This window comes from Microbacterium sp. RURRCA19A (genome assembly GCF_900156455.1).
Classification (GTDB): Bacteria; Actinomycetota; Actinomycetes; order Actinomycetales; family Microbacteriaceae; genus Microbacterium.
On sequence record NZ_FTNQ01000002.1, the window covers coordinates 1 to 14497 of the forward strand.

The 14497-nt window shown below is 69.8% G+C and carries 12 protein-coding genes and 1 tRNA gene; 3 read left to right on the top strand and 10 right to left on the bottom strand.

The genetic code is table 11. The annotated features are described in order from the left end of the window. Positions 1-89: 89 nt before the first annotated feature. A tRNA-Ser gene (locus BW982_RS07980) sits at positions 90-180 on the bottom strand. A gap of 125 nt (positions 181-305) precedes the next feature. Between BW982_RS07980 and BW982_RS07985 the strand changes: the two genes are divergently transcribed. Both BW982_RS07985 and radA read left to right on the top strand, forming a co-directional pair. Further along, entirely contained in the window at positions 306-1259 is a 954-nt protein-coding gene (locus tag BW982_RS07985) for an L-lactate dehydrogenase (RefSeq protein ID WP_076492018.1), read from the top strand. 192 nt (positions 1260-1451) lie between these two features. Next, positions 1452-2819 carry a DNA repair protein RadA gene (gene radA / locus BW982_RS07990; RefSeq protein ID WP_076492021.1) on the top strand — a complete coding sequence of 456 codons (1368 nt, stop codon included), beginning with the start codon at positions 1452-1454 and terminating at the stop codon, positions 2817-2819. 264 nt (positions 2820-3083) lie between these two features. On the opposite strand, the gene BW982_RS07995 is transcribed toward radA, so the two are convergent. The 6 genes from BW982_RS07995 to BW982_RS08020 form a co-directional block, all read right to left on the bottom strand. Continuing rightward, positions 3084-3494 (bottom strand): dehydrogenase, encoded by a 411-nt coding sequence (locus BW982_RS07995; protein ID WP_076492023.1) that lies wholly within the window; start codon positions 3492-3494, stop codon positions 3084-3086. 213 nt (positions 3495-3707) lie between these two features. After that, the gene (locus tag BW982_RS08000; protein ID WP_076492025.1) at positions 3708-4424 is read right to left on the bottom strand and encodes a FadR/GntR family transcriptional regulator; all 717 of its coding nucleotides are present in this window, start codon (positions 4422-4424) and stop codon (positions 3708-3710) included. A gap of 24 nt (positions 4425-4448) precedes the next feature. Beyond that, a complete protein-coding gene (locus tag BW982_RS08005; RefSeq protein ID WP_076492027.1) occupies positions 4449-5228 on the bottom strand; it encodes a 3-oxoacyl-ACP reductase in 780 nt (259 codons plus the stop codon). Positions 5229-5340: 112 nt separating this feature from the next. Then, entirely contained in the window at positions 5341-6696 is a 1356-nt protein-coding gene (locus BW982_RS08010; RefSeq protein ID WP_076492029.1) for an aldehyde dehydrogenase family protein, read from the bottom strand. Beyond that, positions 6693-7466, bottom strand: coding sequence for a gamma-glutamyl-gamma-aminobutyrate hydrolase family protein (locus tag BW982_RS08015; RefSeq protein ID WP_076492031.1), 774 nt, complete (start codon positions 7464-7466; stop codon positions 6693-6695). The genes BW982_RS08010 and BW982_RS08015 overlap by 4 nt, the downstream gene beginning before the upstream one ends. After that, positions 7447-8802 carry a glutamine synthetase family protein gene (locus tag BW982_RS08020; protein ID WP_076492033.1) on the bottom strand — a complete coding sequence of 452 codons (1356 nt, stop codon included), beginning with the start codon at positions 8800-8802 and terminating at the stop codon, positions 7447-7449. The genes BW982_RS08015 and BW982_RS08020 overlap by 20 nt, the downstream gene beginning before the upstream one ends. 147 nt (positions 8803-8949) lie before the next feature. Between BW982_RS08020 and BW982_RS08025 the strand changes: the two genes are divergently transcribed. Beyond that, on the top strand, positions 8950-10482 hold the full coding sequence (locus BW982_RS08025) for an amino acid permease (RefSeq protein ID WP_076492035.1): 1533 nt from the start codon (positions 8950-8952) through the stop codon (positions 10480-10482). A gap of 169 nt (positions 10483-10651) precedes the next feature. Here BW982_RS08025 and BW982_RS08030 read toward each other — a convergent pair whose 3' ends face one another. From BW982_RS08030 to BW982_RS08040, 3 genes are all read right to left on the bottom strand, one after another. Continuing rightward, positions 10652-11308, bottom strand: coding sequence for a hypothetical protein (locus BW982_RS08030; protein ID WP_175611065.1), 657 nt, complete (start codon positions 11306-11308; stop codon positions 10652-10654). 46 nt (positions 11309-11354) lie between these two features. Continuing rightward, positions 11355-11864: an amino-acid N-acetyltransferase gene (locus BW982_RS08035; protein ID WP_076493568.1), complete on the bottom strand. Its 510-nt coding sequence runs from the start codon at positions 11862-11864 to the stop codon at positions 11355-11357. A 62-nt stretch (positions 11865-11926) separates the two neighbouring features. Next, positions 11927-14452: an ATP-dependent Clp protease ATP-binding subunit gene (locus BW982_RS08040; RefSeq protein WP_076492037.1), complete on the bottom strand. Its 2526-nt coding sequence runs from the start codon at positions 14450-14452 to the stop codon at positions 11927-11929. Between the last annotated feature and the right edge of the window lie 45 nt (positions 14453-14497).

A 14497-nucleotide genomic window follows, 5' to 3' on the forward strand; every position in this document is an offset into this window, starting at 1 on the left:
CGCGAACGACAAGCCAGGCCCAGACCAAGGGAGTCACGACAAAACCCCCGGCCAGCTTGCGCTTACCGGGGGTTCCAACGTGAACTACTTGGCGGTGACGGTGGGATTTGAACCCACGGTAGGGGGTTACCCTACACAACTTTTCGAGAGTTGCACCTTCGGCCGCTCGGACACGTCACCGCCGACCAGCTTACGACACTCGACGGGATGCCGCGAATCCGCGGAGCACCGCACCACGGCATCCACTCGTCCACCGTCGAGAAACCGCTCTGGCAGCGGTCCCACACGGATGCCAGGATCGAGCCATGAGCGTGATCGAGAACTCCAAACTGACCGTCGTCGGCGCGGGGAGCGTGGGGGCCAGCGTCGCGTACGCCGCCCTCATCCGCGGGTCGGCCCGGCACGTCGCCCTGTACGACATCGCCGAGGCGAAGGTCGAGGCCGAGGTGCTCGACCTCGCCCACGGCACGCAGTTCACCGGATCGAGCGACATCACCGGGGGCAGTGACGTGTCGGTCGCCGAGGGGTCGCACGTCGTGGTCATCACGGCCGGCGCGAAGCAGAACCCCGGGCAGACGCGCACCGAACTCGCGGCCACGAACGCCGGGATCATCCGGCGCATGATGCCCGACCTGCTCGAGGTGGCCCCGAACGCGATCTACGTCATCGTCACCAATCCGTGCGACGTGCTCACGGTCCTCGCGCAGCAGGCCACGGGGCTTCCCACGCAACGGATCTTCGCGTCGGGCACGGTGCTCGACACCTCGCGCCTGCGCTGGAAGATCGCGCAGCGCGCGGGGGTCGCCACCTCGAGCGTGCACGCCTGGATCGTCGGTGAGCACGGCGACACCGAGTTCCCGCTGTGGTCGACGGCGACGATCGGTTCGATCCCGATCACCGAGTACGACCTGCCCGACGGCACCCGCTTCGACGAGACCGAATTGGATGCCATCGCCGTCGACGTCCGCGACGCGGCGTACAAGGTCATCCGCGGCAAGGGCGCGACGAACTACGCCATCGGGCTGTCGAGCGCGCGCATCGTCGAGGCGATCCTGCGCGACGAGCACGCGATCCTCCCCGTGAGCACCGTGCTGGAGGACTTCCACGGCATCTCCGGAACCGCGCTGTCGGTGCCGTCGATCGTCAGCGCGCGGGGAGCGGTGCCGCTCACCGGTACGCCGTTCTCCGACCGTGAGCTCACGCTGCTGCGCCGCTCCGCCGATGCGCTGACGACGGTCGCGGACTCGCTGCGCGACTGAGGGGCGGGGCGGGTGCGCGCGCCCCGGCGATGCGCGGGCGTCGCGGCGCGGCGGCGCGGCGCCCTCTCGCGATAAACGCGATCCGCGACGAGAAACGCGTCGCCGTCACGTTTCTCACCGTGGATCGCGTTTATCGGGATGCCGGTGAGCCCGACGGCAGCGATGTCGGAGCCCCCGCGTAGCCTGGGCACCATGGCATCCCGTCGCCCCTCCCCCACGGCCGCTCCGTACCGGTGCACCGAGTGCGGGTGGACGACGCTGAAGTGGGTCGGCCGCTGCGGAGAGTGCCAGTCGTGGGGCACGGTCGTCGAGGCGGCGGAACAGACCGGCATCACGCGATCGGTCACCGCCGTCGCGCCCGCGGCGGCTCGCGCGGCCCGGCGCATCACCGAGATCGACACGCAGGACGCGCCGCGGCGCACCAGCGGGGTCGGCGAGTTCGATCGGGTGCTCGGCGGCGGGATCGTGCCCGGTGCGGCGATCCTGTTGAGCGGTGAGCCCGGCGTCGGCAAGTCGACACTGCTGCTCGAGGTCGCGGCGCAGAGCGCGCGGGCCGGACGGCGCGTGCTCTACGCGAGCGGCGAGGAGTCCGCGGCGCAGGTGCGCCTCCGCGCCGAGCGCACCGGCGCGCTCCACGACGAACTGTTCCTCGCTGCCGAGACCGACCTCGCCACGATCCTCGGCCACATCGACCAGGTCGAGCCCGAACTGCTCATCGTCGACTCGGTGCAGACGGTGTCGTCCGCGTTGAGCGACGGAGCAGCGGGACAGCCCGCGCAGGTGCGCGAGGTGGCATCCACACTCATCCGCGTCGCGAAGGACCGGGGATTGCCGGTCATCATCGTGGGGCACGTGACGAAAGACGGCACGATCGCGGGGCCGCGCGTGCTCGAGCACCTCGTCGACGTCGTGTGCCACTTCGAGGGTGACCGGCAGACGTCGCTGCGCTTCGTCCGGGCACTGAAGAACCGCTTCGGACCGACCGACGAGGTCGGATGCTTCGACATGACCGGCAGCGGCATCGCCGAGGTCAGCGACCCGAGCGCGCTGTTCCTCGGCCACGGCGATCCCGAACCCGGGACCTGCGTCACGATCGCGATGGAAGGGCGGCGCGCGCTGCCCGTCGAGATCCAGGCGTTGACCGTGAAGCAGACGGCCCCCAACCCGCGACGCATCGTCAACGGCGTCGACTCGTCACGCGTGGCGATGGTGCTCGCGGTGCTCGAGAGCCGCATGGGGGTCTCGCTCGCCGACAAAGACGTGTACGTCTCGACCGTCGGCGGAGTGCGTCTGGTCGAACCCGCGGCCGACCTGGCGATAGCCATCGCCGTGGCGAACGCCGTGCAGAACCGGAAGGTGTCGAAGCGGCTCGCGGCGATCGGCGAGCTGACGCTCACGGGTGAGATCCGCAACGTGACGCAGGCGGCGCAACGCGCGTCCGAGGCCGCGCGCCTGGGGTATCACACGGTCCTCGACTCGTCGTCGCGAAAGCTCGCGCAGGCGCTCAACGAGTTGAAGGTCCGCGGGATGCCACGCGAAGAGGCCGTGCCCGAGTTCTGACTCCGCGGCCGGGTCGGCTCAGCGACCGGGCGGCGCCGAGCGGCGACGGCGGTGCGGCGACGTGAAGCCGAGCACTGCGGGGATCACGAGTCCGGCGGCGCACACGGCGCCGGCGATCAGGTACTCCATGCCCCGAGTCTTACACGGGCGTCTCACCCGCGCGAGTCGGGTACTTCACCTGCGGAGTGTCGACGGCGAGCGGCGTCGCGGTAGTGGCATCCCCTCGGCCCGGACGCCCGCCCCGCCGCAGCGCGAAGCCGCCACTCAGGCGTCGAGGGCGGCGATCAGGTCGGCAGGTGAGGCTTGGATCGGGTGCGGACCCGCGATGTCGATGAACACGGTCGTGATCTCGTCGCGGTGCTGGTCGAGGAACGCCCGCAGCCATTGCGGAGACTGCAGGGCGACGTGCGGCGGCAGCGTCTCCGGCTTGTGCGCCGCGTCGCTGAACAGCAGCAGCGCGATCTGCCCGGTGTTGGGGTCGCGGTACGTCCACACCTCGCCCACGTCGAGCGGGTTGTCGGCGTCGCCGGCGCGCATGAGCGGCACGACGGTCGGCCCATGCCGCAGCGCGAACGCGATCGCGGCCATGTCCTGCGTCTGCAGGGCGTCGGTGAGGGCGGTGTTCTTGAACTCCACGTCGGGTCGCTTCCCCTTGCGCTTCTTGCCACCGGCCATCCTCCGAGCCTATCCGCGAGGGTGCACCCTCGTCGCGTCGGTGCAGATCGCCTGCGGCCCGGGCCCAGCGGAGGAGATTCGGGGAGCGGAGGACCCAATCCCGCGCGGGCATCCTCCCTCCGCCATATCCCCTCCCGCCGTCACCGAGGCAGCCGGGGCGGCAACGGCGCGCCACCCCGCCGCGCAGCCGCAGCCGCGGCGCACCTCGAAGCCCTATGCCAGGAACCCGCGCAGGAGAGCCTCGCTGCCGGCGAGGTGGTCGCGCATCGCCGCGTGCGCGGCATCCGGTCGCCCGGCGAGGATCGCCGAGACGATCGCCGCGTGCTGCGCCGTCGAGTGATCGATGTTGCGCGGCAGCAGCGGGAACGTGTCGAGCCACGCGTTCACCCGCGCGCGGTTGTCGGCGACGAGCGGGACGAGTGAGGGGATGCCGGCGAGTTCCGCGATCGTCAGGTGCAGGAGCGTGTCCAGCCGACGGTAGTCCTCACCGTCGGCGACGGCCGCGGCCTCGTGCCGAGCCCACAGCACGTCGCGTTCCTCCGGTGCCAGGGTGCGGCCCGCCGCCGCCCACGCGGCACCCGGTTCGAGCACGCCGCGCAGCGCGATCACGTCGTCGAGCTCGGCGGCGGACACCTCGGCCGGTCCCGCGGGCCGCGGGACCGGGTCGACCACGAACGTGCCGCCGTAGCGCCCGCGGCGGGTCTCGAGCCAGCCGGCATCCGAGAGCTCCCGGATCGCCTCGCGCACCGTGTCACGACTGACGCCGTACAGCGCGGCGAGCTCGCGCTCGGCGGGCAGCGACTCCCCCGGCGCGACGAGCCCGAGCCGCACCGTCTGCACGATGCGGGCGGTGGTGTCTTCGAGCGCGTTGCCACTGCGGACGGGCCGATACACGGCCCGGCGCAGATCGTCCAACGGCGCTTCGCTCATCCCGTCAGACTGTCATGCCGCGGGTCACAGGGGCGTCACGTAGGCGTTGGTGATACCGCCGTCGACGACGAAGGCCGTCGCGGTGATGAAGGACGCGTCGTCGGATGCCAGGAACGCGACGGCCGCGGCCATCTCCGCAGGATCCGCGAACCGGCCCATCGGCACGTGCACGAGACGACGTTGCGCGCGCTCGGGGTCCTTCGCGAACAGTTCCTGCAGGAGCGGCGTGTTCACGGGTCCCGGGCAGAGCGCGTTCACGCGGATCCCCTGCCGGGCGAACTGCACGCCGAGCTCGCGGGTCATCGCGAGCACGCCACCCTTGGACGCGGTGTACGAGATCTGCGAGGTCGCCGATCCGAGCAGCGCGACGAACGACGCCGTGTTGATGATCGAGCCCTTGCCCGCCGGCACCATGTGGCGCAGCGCGGCGCGCGAGCAGAGGTACACGCTCTTGAGGTTGACGTCCTGCACGCGGTCCCAGGCGGGCAGTTCCGTCGTCTCGATGGAGTCGTCGTCGGCGGGCGAGATGCCGGCGTTGTTGAACGCGATGTCGACGCTGCCGAGGTCGGCTGCGACGCCGTCGAAGAGGGCATCGACGGATGCCTCGTCGGCGACGTTCACCTGACGGAAGACGCCGTCGACCTCGGCGGCGGCAGCGAGCCCGGTGGTCTCGTCGAGGTCGGCGATGACGACGCGCGCGCCCTCGGCGGCGAAGCGGCGCGCGGTGGCGAGGCCGATGCCCGACGCGCCGCCGGTGACGATGGCGACACGGTCGCGGAGTCGCTGGGTGAGGTCGATGGTCATGTGCTGTGGTTCCTTTCGAGCTGAACCTCGTCCCACTTGTGGTTGGCTCAGGGCCTCTGAATCAGCCAGAAGTGGGACGAGGAGCGTCATAAGTGGGACGACGGGGCAGGGGTCACTCGGTGGCGTAGAAGACGTTCTTCGTCTCGGTGAAGTGCTCGGCGGCATCCGGGCCCAGTTCGCGACCGAGGCCCGAGGCCTTCATGCCGCCGAAGGGCGTGGAGTACCGCACGGACGAGTGCGAGTTCACCGACAGCACGCCGCTGCGCACTCCGCGGGAGACCCGGATGCCACGGCCGAGGTTCTCGGTCCAGATCGAGCCCGCGAGACCGTAGGCGGTGTCGTTGGCGAGGCGGATGGCATCCGCTTCGTCGTCGAACGGCAGCACGGCCAGCACGGGTCCGAACACCTCTTCGCGCGCGATGCGGTCGCCGGGCTGCGCGAGCACGACCGCGGGGGCGAACCAGAAGCCGTCGCCCGCGGGTGCCGAGCCGCGGAACGCGATGTCGGCCCCGTCGAGGAAACCCTCGACGGTGGAGCGGTGGGATGCCGAGATCAACGGCCCCATCTGGGTGGCTTCGTCGTGCGGGTCACCGACCTTCCACGCCGTGACGGCGGGTTCGAGCAGCTCGAGGAACCGGTCGTAGACGCTGCGCTCGACGAGGAGGCGGCTGCGCGCGCAGCAGTCCTGGCCGGCGTTGTCGAACACGGAACCCGGGACCCCGGCCGCGGCTTTCTCGAGGTCGGCATCCGCGAAGACGATGTTGGCGCTCTTGCCGCCGAGTTCCAGGGTCACGGGCTTGAGCAGCTGCGCGCACCCGGCCGCCACCTCGGTGCCGACCTCGGTCGACCCGGTGAAGACGACCTTGTGCACGTCGGGGTGCGAGACGAACCGCTGCCCGACGACCGAGCCAGACCCGACGATCACCTGGAACAGCCCCTCCGGCAGACCCGCCTCGAGCGCCAGCTCCCCGAGTCGCGCGGCGGTGAGCGGCGTCAGCTCGGCGGGCTTGAGCACGACGGCGTTCCCGGCGGCGAGCGCCGGGGCGAAGCCCCACGCGGCGATCGTCATGGGGAAGTTCCACGGCACGATGATCCCGACGACGCCGTACGGCTCGTGGTAGGTCACGTCGAGGCCGCCCGCGACGGGGATCTGTCGTCCGATCAGGCGTTCGGGCGATCCGGCGTAGTAGTTGAGCACCTGGGCGACGTGCTGCGCCTCCCACCGGGCGGAGCCGATCGGGTGCCCGGAGTTCTGCACCTCGAGCGCCGCGAGCTCGTCGACGTGCGCCTCGACGACCCGCGCGAAGGAGCGCAGGGCGTCGGCGCGGGCGACGGGGGCGAGTGCGGCCCACGCGCGCTGCGCGCGGACGGCGTCGGCGACGGCGGCATCCACCTCGGCCACCTCGGCGCGCTCGAGCGTCGTGATGGGTGCGCCGGTCGCAGGGTTGATGACGGTGAAGGTGCTCATGCGGGGACTCCCTGGTGCGCGGAACGAAGGGTCCGGCGTCGCGCCGCAGCGGCCACCAGCCCCAGGAACAGACGCCGGTCCTCGGCGTTCTCCTCGGGATGCCACTGCACCGCGACGAGGTACTCGTCACCGTCGACCTCGACGGCCTGCACGAGCCCGTCGTCGGTGCGCGCGGTGACGCGGAGTGCGTCGCCGACCCGGTCGACGCCCTGGTGGTGGTAGCTGTGAACGGTGAGCTCTCCGGCGCCGACGAGACCGGCGAGCCGGGTCCCGGCATCCACCTCGACGGTGTTCTCGGCGAACACGCCCCCGCCGATCCGGTACCGCTCGGTGCCGAGCGCCTCGGGCAGGTGCTGGTGGAGCGTGCCGCCGTACGCGACGTTGATGAGCTGCAACCCGCGGCAGATCCCGAACACCGGGATGCCACGCTCCCGCGCGCCGGCGAGCAGCGCGAGCTCCCACGCGTCGCGGTCGGCGCGCGCGGGGTCGGTGAGCGGGTGGCGCTCGGCGCCGTAGAGCTCGGGCTGCACGTCGAGCCCGCCGGTGAGGATGAGTCCGTCGAGGCCGTCGAGCACGGCGGCGGCCGCCTGCGCGGGCCGGGGCTGCGGCGGCAGCAGCACCGCGGTCGCGCCCGAGGCGGTCACGGCGTCGAAGTACTGCTGCGGAAGGAACGACGCCCGCACGTCCCACACGCCCTGCTTCGCGCGCTCGAGGTAGGTGGTCAGCCCGACGACGGGCGTCCGGGCCGGATCAGAGACGCTCGAAACCACGCACGCGCTCCCAGTCGGTCACGGCGGCGTCGAAGGCTTCCACCTCGATGCGCGCCTGGTTGAGGTAGTGCTCGACGACGTCGTCGCCGAAGGCGGCACGCGCCACGGACGACTCCGCGAACAGCTTCGCGGCCTCGCGGAGTGTCGTCGGCAACGTGTCGACGCCGGCGGCGTAGGCGTTGCCGGTCAGCGGCGCGGGCAAGGGCAGCTCGTTCTCGATGCCGTGCAGTCCGCCCGCGATGATCGCCGAGATCGCGAGATACGGGTTGACGTCGCCGCCGGGCACGCGATTCTCCACGCGCAAAGACGCGCCGTGGCCGACCACGCGCAGCGCGCACGTGCGGTTGTCGACGCCCCACGCGACGCCGGTGGGCGCGAAGGAGCCCTTGGCGTAGCGCTTGTAGGAGTTGATCGTGGGGGCGTACAGGAGCGTGAACTCCCGGAGCGTGGCCAGGATGCCGGCGATCCAGTGCTCCATGAGCGGGCTGAAGCCGTGCGGTCCGTCGCCGGCCATGACGGCCTCACCGTTCTCGCCCCGCACCGACAGGTGGATGTGGCAGCTGTTGCCCTCGCGCTGGTCGAACTTCGCCATGAAGGACAGCGACTTCCCGTGCCGGTCGGCGATCTCCTTCGCGCCGTTCTTGTAGATCGTGTGGTTGTCGGCGGTCTCGAGCGCCTCGGCGTAGCGGAACGCGATCTCCTGCTGCCCGTCGTTGCACTCGCCCTTGACGCCCTCGCAGTACATCCCGGCGCCGTCCATGCCGCGGCGGATGTCGCGCAGAAGCGGCTCCAGCCGCGTGGTGGCGAGCAGGTTGTAGTCCACGTTGTAGTCGGTGGAGGCCGTGAGCCCGGTGTAGCCCTTGGCCCAGGCATCCCGGAACGAGTCGTCGAAGACGATGAACTCCAGCTCCGTGCCGACGTACGGGGTGAGTCCGCGTTCGGCGAGCCGGGCGCGCTGGGCGTTCAGGATGCCACGCGGCGACTGCACCACCGCCGCGCGGTCCTCCCACGCGAGGTCGGCCATGACCAGCGCCGTGCCCTCCTGCCACGGGACGCGGCGGAGAGTGTCGAGGTCGGGCACGAGCAGCATGTCGCCGTAGCCCTTCTCCCAGCTCGACATCGCGTATCCGTCGACGGTGTTCATGTCGACGTCGACCGAGAGCAGGTAGTTGCACGCCTCCGCGCCGTGCGGCAGCACCTCGTCGCGCCAGAACCGCGCGGCGACGCGCTTGCCGACGAGGCGTCCCTGCGCGTCCGGGAAGGCGACGACGACGGTGTCGATCTCGCCGGAGTCGATCGCGGCATCCAATTCCGCGGTGGTGAGATTGCCCGCCATGGTCTCCCTCTCGCCTGCTCGAGGTCCCCACGATCGGAGGACGTAACGAGGAACTTACACGCCAAAGGTAGACAGGTCGACCAATAGAACGCCATGATTCTCCGCAAAGGCGCTCCCGAAGCCTGTCCGCATACGTCTGGAGGCTCCATGTCCACCTCGAGCAGTTCTCAGAAAAAGGTCGCCGGGGCCACCTATACGGCGACCGACTCCACCTACTTCGAGAAACGCACGCTGAAACGCTCCGCGGGAGTGTGGGGCCTGTGGGGTCTCGCCGTGGCCGCCGTCATCTCGGGCGACTTCTCGGGCTGGAACTTCGGCATCGGTTTCGCCGGCTTCGGCGGCATGCTGATCGCCTTCGTCGTGCTCGTGATCATGTACTACGGCCTCACCTTCTCCATCGGCGAGATGGCCGCGGCGATGCCGCACACCGGCGGCGCCTACTCGTTCGCCCGATCGGCGATGGGGCCGTGGGGAGGTCTGGCGACCGGCCTCGCCGAAACGATCGAGTACGTCGCGACGACCGCCGTCGTCGTGTACTTCTCGGGGCAGTACGCCGACTCGGCGCTGGAACTCCTCACCGGCGTGAGCCTTCCGCCGTTCGTCTGGTGGATCATCCTCTACGCCGTGTTCATCGCCCTCAACGCCGCCGGCGCCAACATCTCCTTCGTCTTCGCGATCGTCGTCTCGATCATCTCGATCGGCATCATCGTGGTCTTCGGCGTGATGGCGGTGGCATCCGGAGCCTTCGACTGGGGCTCGCTGTGGAACATCGCACCGGATGCAGGGCAATCCGAGTTCCTGCCGTTCGGCGTCGGGTCGATCCTGCTCGCCCTTCCCTTCGCGATGTGGTTCTTCCTCGGCATCGAAGAGCTCCCGCTCGCCGCCGAAGAGTCGCACAACCCGGCCCGGGACATCCCCCGCGCGGGTCTGTGGGCCCGCGGCACGCTCATCATCACCGGGCTCATCGTGCTGTTCCTCAACACCGGGGTCCTCGGAGCCGACGCCACGGGCAGTTCGCTCGAGCCGCTGCTCGACGGCTTCCGCGCGATGGTCGGCGACCAGGCCGCCGCACTGCTGTCGCTGCTCGCGCTCGTCGGACTCCTGGCCTCCCTGATGGGCATCATGTTCGCCTACGGGCGCAACATGTACTCGCTGTCGCGCGCCGGTTACTACCCGCGCTGGCTGTCGCTGACCGGTGCGCGAAAGACACCGTGGGTCGCGCTGGTCTTCGGCGCCGTGCTCGGATTCCTGGCGCTCGTGGTGGTCCAGGCGGCGGGCGGGGATGCCAGCCCCGCCGGCGCCATCGTGCTGAACATCGCCGTGTGGGGCGCGGTGGTGGCGTACTTCCTGCAGATGGTGTCGTTCATCGTGCTGCGGCGGAAGTTCCCGAACGCCGTGCGGCCCTACAAGAGCCCGTGGGGCCTGTTCGGCGCCTACTCGGCGGCGATCATCGCGGCGATCGTGTTCTTCGGACTGCTGCTGAACCCCGCGTACATGCTCGCGATCGTCGCGATCATCGCGGTGTACGCGGTCATCTTCATCGGCTTCGCGATCTACGGGCGCCACCGGCTCGTGCTCTCCCCCGAGGAGGAGTACGCGCTTTCGGGCGGCCTGCACCGCGACCCGCAGGAAGAGGGCTACGACGCGATGGAGGGCGAGGTCTTCGGCGAGAAGCGCTGACGAGAGAGGGGCGGATGCCGAGGGCATCCGCCCCTCTGGGCGTCCTCCCGGCAGTGCGAGCCCGGCGTCAGCATGAGCTCAGCGTCACCCCACGTTGAGTGTCCGAGACACGCGGATAGGCTCGCGCGGCATCCGCGTGTCTTGGACACTGAATCCGAGGCACTCGCGCTCAGCGCAGGATGAACGACACCGTGCCGGACGACGGGATGCCGCCGATCGACACGCTCAAGTGATACGTGGCACCGCCCCCGGGGGCGAACGGACGCTCGCCGCCGCACGACGACACCGACGACCGGGTGCGGTCCCAGGTCAAGGGCGCGGCACTGGTGACCTGCTGGCCGGCCGCGAGCGTGACCTCCATGTCGCTCGGCTCGGACTGGCAGTCCGTCGAGCGCCACCACACGTCGGACCCGCTCGTGACCGTGAACGACTGCGCGCTCGTGCCGACGTTCATCGTGCAGGCGTTCGCCGACGTGTTCGTCAGGCGGATCGACAGCTGCGGGTTCTCGCCCTGGCCGTACTCCTCCTTGTCCGTGAGCGCTTCGACCGTGATGTCGGCGGGACTGCACTCGACGGGGCCCGCAGGAGCGGTCGGCGTCGGCGTCGGCGTGGGCGTGGGGGACGCGACGGCGGCCGGAGCGGACGGTGCGGGTGCGACGGTGCTCGCCGCCGGCGCGGGGTCGGCGGTCGGCGCGGAGCGCCACGGAGGCGCCGCGACGAGCCACACGACGAGGCCGATCACGAGCAGCGCGAGGAGCGCGGCGGCGAGACGGCGACGACGGTAGACCGCCGGGGATTGCCGCCGCCTGCGGGGGGCATCGGTCATCGTTCCAGCGTAGGCCGCGCGGCTGTGGGCCCGCGCCATGCCGCGCTCACAGGTGCTTGAGCATCCGCGTGTTGCCGAGGGTGTTCGGCTTCACGTGCGCGAGGTCGAGGAACTCCGCGACACCCTCGTCGGGGCTGCGGACGAGCTGCGAGTAGACGTCGGGGTCGACGACCTGCTCGCCGATGGGCGAAAACCCGCGCCGAGTGAAGAAGTCGACCTCGAAGGTGAGGCAGAAGAGTCTCGTGACGCCGACGTCGCGCGCGTTCTGCTCCAGCGTCTCCACGATCGCCCGGCCCACGCCGTGATGCAGCCAGTCGTCGTGGACGATGAGCGTACGGATCTCGCCGAGATCCTCCCACATCACGTGCAGTGCGCCGCAGCCGACGACTTCACCGTCGACCTCCGCGACGACGAACTGCTGCACGGAACCGTAGAGCACGACCAGGTCCTTGCCGAGCAGGATGCGCTTCTGCACGAACGGCTCGAGCAACTCATGGATACGTCGAACGTCGCGTGTCCCGGCGGGGCGGACGACGAACGGCGCGGCGGAGGTCATCGTCCCAGGGTACGACGAGGGCCCGGATGCCATGGCATCCGGGCCCTGTTGTCGTGCGATCGTCAGCTGCCGGCGACGATGTCGGGCGTCGCCGAGATCTCTCCGGCGGTGCCGACACCGATCGCGACCTTGTCGCCGCGCGGAGCCGTGTCGAACGTGAACTGCCCGTTCTCGACGCCGACCTTGACGTGGTCGCCGGACTCGAGCTCGCCGTGCAGGATCTTCTCGCTCAGGCGGTCTTCGACCTCGCGCTGCATGGCGCGGCGGAGGGGACGGGCACCGAGCGTCGGGTCGAAGCCGATCTCGATCAGCTTGTCCTTCGCGTCGTCCGACAACTCCACCGTCATGTCGCGGTCGAGCAGCCGGTCGGCGAGGCGCTTCACGAACAGGCCGACGATCTGACGGAGCTCGTCCTTGTTCAGCTGCGGGAAGACGATGACGTCGTCGACGCGGTTGAGGAACTCGGGCTTGAAGTGGCGCTTGAGCTCCTCGTCGACCTTGCCCTTCATCCGCTCGTAGGACGTCTGCGCGCTTCCCTCGACCTGGAAGCCGACCGGACCACCGGCGATCGCCGACGAACCCAGGTTCGTCGTCATGATGATCACGGTGTTCTTGAAGTCGACGACGCGGCCCTGACCGTCGGTCAGACGCCCCTCTTCGAGGATCTGCAGCAGCGAGTTGAAGATGTCGGGGTGAGCCTTCTCGATCTCGTCGAACAGCACGACCGAGAACGGCTTGCGGCGCACCTTCTCGGTGAGCTGACCGCCCTCTTCGAATCCGACGAATCCGGGAGGGGCACCGAACAGACGCGAGACCGTGTGCTTCTCACCGAACTCCGACATGTCGAGCGAGATCAGCGCGCCCTCGTCGTCGAAGAGGAACTCGGCGAGCGCCTTGGCCAGCTCGGTCTTTCCCACGCCCGTGGGGCCGGCGAAGATGAAGGAGCCGCTGGGGCGCTTCGGGTCCTTGAGACCCGCACGCTGGCGACGGATCGTCCGCGACAGGGCCGCGATCGCCTCTTCCTGGCCGATGACCCGCTGATGCAGGGCCTTCTCCATGAACATGAGGCGGCTGGACTCCTCCTCGGTGAGCTTGAACACCGGGATGCCGGTCGCCTGGGCGAGCACCTCGGCGATCAGGCCCTCGTCGACCACCGCGTGGGAGGCGACGTCACCCGAGCGCCACTGCTTCTCCAGGCGCAGACGCTCGGCGAGGAGGGACTTCTCCTCATCGCGGAGCGCGGCGGCCTTCTCGAAGTCCTGCTCCTCGGAGGCCTGCTCCTTCTGCTCGCGGACCTTGGCGATCTTCTCGTCGAACTCACGGAGCTCCGGCGGCGACGACAGGATCGACAGGCGGAGGCGGGCGCCGGCCTCGTCGATCAGGTCGATGGCCTTGTCGGGCAGGAACCGGTCGCTGATGTACCGATCGGCGAGGTTCGCCGCGGCCACGATGGCACCGTCGGTGATCTGCACCTTGTGGTGTGCCTCGTAGCGGTCGCGCAACCCCTTCAGGATGTTGATCGCGTGGGGCAGGCTCGGCTCGGCGACCTGGATCGGCTGGAAGCGGCGCTCGAGCGCCGCATCCTTCTCGAAGTGCTTACGGTACTCGTCGAGCGTGGTGGCCCCGATGGTCTGGAGCTCGCCGCGCGCGAGGAGGGGCTTGAGGATGGATGCCGCGTCGATCGCGCCCTCGGCGGCACCGGCACCCACGAGCGTGTGGATCTCGTCGATGAAGACGATGATGTCGCCGCGCGTGCGGATCTCCTTGGTGACCTTCTTCAGGCGCTCCTCGAAGTCGCCGCGGTAACGGGACCCGGCGATGAGCGAACCCAGGTCGAGCGAGTAGACCTGCTTGTCCTTCAGCGTCTCGGGCACGTCGCCCTTGACGATGGCCTGCGCGAGACCCTCGACGACCGCCGTCTTTCCGACGCCGGGCTCACCGATGAGTACGGGGTTGTTCTTGGAGCGGCGCGAGAGGATCTGCATGACCCGCTCGATCTCCTTCTCGCGCCCGATGACGGGATCGAGCTTGTTGTCGCGGGCGGCCTGGGTGAGGTTGCGTCCGAACTGGTCGAGCACGGCCGACCCGCCCTGGGCGCCCTGCGAGGTCTGCTCGCCGGCGCCGGAGGCGACGCCCGCGGGCTCCTTGCCCTGGTAGCCCGAGAGCAGCTGGATCACCTGCTGGCGCACCTTGTTCAGGTCGGCGCCGAGCTTGACGAGCACCTGGGCGGCGACGCCCTCGCCCTCGCGGATCAGACCGAGCAGGATGTGTTCGGTGCCGATGTAGTTGTGGCCGAGCTGCAGCGCCTCGCGCAGGGACAGCTCCAGCACCTTCTTCGCCCGCGGCGTGAAGGGGATGTGGCCGGTGGGCTGCTGCTGGCCCTGACCGATGATGTCCTGGACCTGCTCGCGCACGGCGTCGAGCGAGATGCCGAGCGACTCGAGCGCCTTGGCGGCGACACCCTCGCCCTCGTGGATCAGGCCGAGCAGGATGTGCTCGGTACCGATGTAGTTGTGGTTGAGCATCTTCGCCTCTTCTTGGGCGAGGACGACCACACGACGGGCACGGTCGGTGAATCTCTCGAACATCTCTCAGTCCCTCCAGAAATGGGCTGACAGGCACGCCTCCGCGCG

What these genes read in the sequence shown, in the direction of transcription:
- BW982_RS08010 (WP_076492029.1), bottom strand. Translation starts at nt 6,696, where the DNA reads ATGAGCACCTTCACCGTCATCAACCCTGCGACCGGCGCACCCATCACG.
- BW982_RS08005 (WP_076492027.1), bottom strand. Translation starts at nt 5,228, where the DNA reads ATGACCATCGACCTCACCCAGCGACTCCGCGACCGTGTCGCCATCGTC.
- BW982_RS08030 (WP_175611065.1), bottom strand. Translation starts at nt 11,308, where the DNA reads ATGACCGATGCCCCCCGCAGGCGGCGGCAATCCCCGGCGGTCTACCGT.
- radA (WP_076492021.1), top strand. Translation starts at nt 1,452, where the DNA reads ATGGCATCCCGTCGCCCCTCCCCCACGGCCGCTCCGTACCGGTGCACC.
- BW982_RS07995 (WP_076492023.1), bottom strand. Translation starts at nt 3,494, where the DNA reads ATGGCCGGTGGCAAGAAGCGCAAGGGGAAGCGACCCGACGTGGAGTTC.
- BW982_RS08020 (WP_076492033.1), bottom strand. Translation starts at nt 8,802, where the DNA reads ATGGCGGGCAATCTCACCACCGCGGAATTGGATGCCGCGATCGACTCC.
- BW982_RS07985 (WP_076492018.1), top strand. Translation starts at nt 306, where the DNA reads ATGAGCGTGATCGAGAACTCCAAACTGACCGTCGTCGGCGCGGGGAGC.
- BW982_RS08040 (WP_076492037.1), bottom strand. Translation starts at nt 14,452, where the DNA reads ATGTTCGAGAGATTCACCGACCGTGCCCGTCGTGTGGTCGTCCTCGCC.
- BW982_RS08025 (WP_076492035.1), top strand. Translation starts at nt 8,950, where the DNA reads ATGTCCACCTCGAGCAGTTCTCAGAAAAAGGTCGCCGGGGCCACCTAT.
- BW982_RS08000 (WP_076492025.1), bottom strand. Translation starts at nt 4,424, where the DNA reads ATGAGCGAAGCGCCGTTGGACGATCTGCGCCGGGCCGTGTATCGGCCC.
- BW982_RS08035 (WP_076493568.1), bottom strand. Translation starts at nt 11,864, where the DNA reads ATGACCTCCGCCGCGCCGTTCGTCGTCCGCCCCGCCGGGACACGCGAC.